Genomic DNA, 2,184 nt, shown 5'->3' with positions numbered 1-2,184 from the left:
TTTGTGCGACAGGCAGTCGCTATATTTCAACCATGTACAGGCATGGTTGAAATTCTTTCTTATTAGGGATTGTATTTACGATACGGAGTATAAACGAAATAAATGAATCCTAAAAAGATAGGTGTTACGTAGGTGAAAGTCCTACTCTGTTGAGTTCCAATGCAAGACAGAAAGTCTAAACTAATGCGGTTTCGTGAGAAATTGTATGAAGGAGTTATGGGTAACCGAGAGGCCCACAGACGGATTGGCAGGCCGAAATGTAAAGTGAACTATATAGGCGGCGGGAATACTTGGCGACCATGCGAAAAAATGGGAAGTCTATGTACTAATCTTCTTCAATGAATTGGATGAGAAGATAGGAGTATTAACGTGATGATAGTTGGCATGTCAGTAAGGATATAGCGATAACCCTGTGAGGACTCCATACTCGCAAAGGGTCTTATGATATAAGCGTAATGCGAAATTCATAAGACGTATGGAGTAGTCAGACAAGCTTGTAGTAGCGGAGTAGGTCAAGAAACCAAAGCTTGACTGAATGTGAAGAGGCTTGACCTTATGCGACTTAACTAAATTTCACACAATGGCAATGGTCACGATACTGAGGTATAGACGAACCAGATGTGTGGGGAAGGAGGAAAAGAGTTTTATGAACGAACCACTAAAATTTAAGTGGCATTCTTTATATGGTCAAATGCTGAGAGACAGGAAACTGAGGGAGGCATGGAAACAGGTAAAGACTAATAAAGGAAGCGGAGGGATAGATGGGGAGACCATTGCGGAATTCGATAAAAAGTCGGAAGAAAGAATCCTTGAAATCCTAGAAAAACTTAAAACAAAAACGTATACACCAGCACCTGTAAGAAGAGTGTATATACCTAAGAAGAGTGGAGGTAAAAGACCACTTGGAATACCTGTGATAGAAGATAGAATCATACAACAGACCCTAGTGAATATACTAAGTCCAAAGTTTGAGAATGGAATCTTTCATAAATGTTCCTGTGGATACAGACCCAATTATGGTATGGAGAAAGTAATGCAGTTGATACTGTGGAATATAGAAAAAGGAAGAAATTATATCTATGACTGTGATATAAAAGGATTCTTTGATAATATCCCACATAAACAGTTAATGCGCGTATTGAATAAATATATCGCAGATGGTACAGTGCTGAACCTCATATGGAAATGGCTGAAGGCAGGATATATGGAAGAAGGAAAATATCTTGAAACAAATAGTGGCACACCACAGGGAGGAGTAATCTCTCCATTACTGGCAAACATCTATTTGAATGAACTGGACTGGGAACTGGCGAAAGCAGGAATCTACTTTGTAAGATATGCCGATGATTTTCTACTGTTTGCGGAAAGTGAAGAGAAAATCATAGAGGCAGGAGAACTGGCGCAAAAAGTAATCCAAGAATTAGGCTTGGAAATAGCCATGAACAAGACAAAGATAGTAGATTTTCATGATGACGATTTTACTTTCGTAGGATTTGATTTTCAACATTGGAGAAATAGAAAGAAAGATGGGAAACCATACTTTTTAGTAACACCAACGGAAAAGTCATTGAAAGATTTTAAAATGAAAATCAAAGAAAAGACAAAGAAAACATTGACGCTAAGTAAAGAAGAATGGGTCAAAAGAGTGAATTATGTAATCGTTGGTAAAGTAAACTATTATAAGACAGTGCAGAAAGCCATAAAACTGAATGAACAGGCAGGACAGGAAAGTCACTGTTATGTGAAAGGTTGTATTGGAAATCTTCATAAATTGGATGCATATATTAGGCAAAGATTAAGAGTATGCATGATACATAAACATCCAAACATACGCAAAGGATTTGCGAAAATAGGAGTCTGGAATATCGAATTCTTCTGTAAGATAGGATTGATACCCGCGGCATGGCATTATTACAAGGATATGTATCCAAGCTATACAATAGATGTGTATGTGAACAAACAACAGGAAAAGAACAAAGTCAGAAAAGAAAAATATATCAATAAATTAAAAGAACAGGGAATCAAATACTATACACAGGAGAGAATAAAGAAAATCGTAAATTCAGGAGTGAATCTACGATATAGTGGATAACATAAATAAGCATATTGGTAAGCCGTATGCCTTAGTAGGGCACGTACGGTTTGATAAGGGGCGGTAGTTTAATGACTATCGCCTACTTTCTT

At 37.4% G+C, this 2,184-nt stretch carries 1 protein-coding gene; it reads left to right on the top strand.

Annotated features, from left to right (window positions below; genetic code table 11):
- The first annotated feature begins 646 nt into the window (after nt 1–646).
- On the top strand, nt 647–2,092 hold the full coding sequence (gene ltrA, locus LI241_RS15400; protein WP_008686908.1) for a group II intron reverse transcriptase/maturase: 1,446 nt from the start codon (nt 647–649) through the stop codon (nt 2,090–2,092).
- Nucleotides 2,093–2,184: the final 92 nt, after the last annotated feature.

Origin of the sequence: Longicatena sp. 210702-DFI.1.196 (assembly GCF_020563125.1) — a bacterium.
Classification (GTDB): Bacteria; Bacillota_I; Bacilli_A; order Erysipelotrichales; family Erysipelotrichaceae; genus Longicatena; species Longicatena caecimuris.
Note: the sequence above shows the minus strand (reverse complement) of the source record. Positions and strands in the feature narration are given on the sequence as shown.

Bases quoted from the DNA above. Each gene is read 5' to 3' on its own strand.
- ltrA (WP_008686908.1), top strand. From the start codon at position 647: ATGAACGAACCACTAAAATTTAAGTGGCATTCTTTATATGGTCAAATG.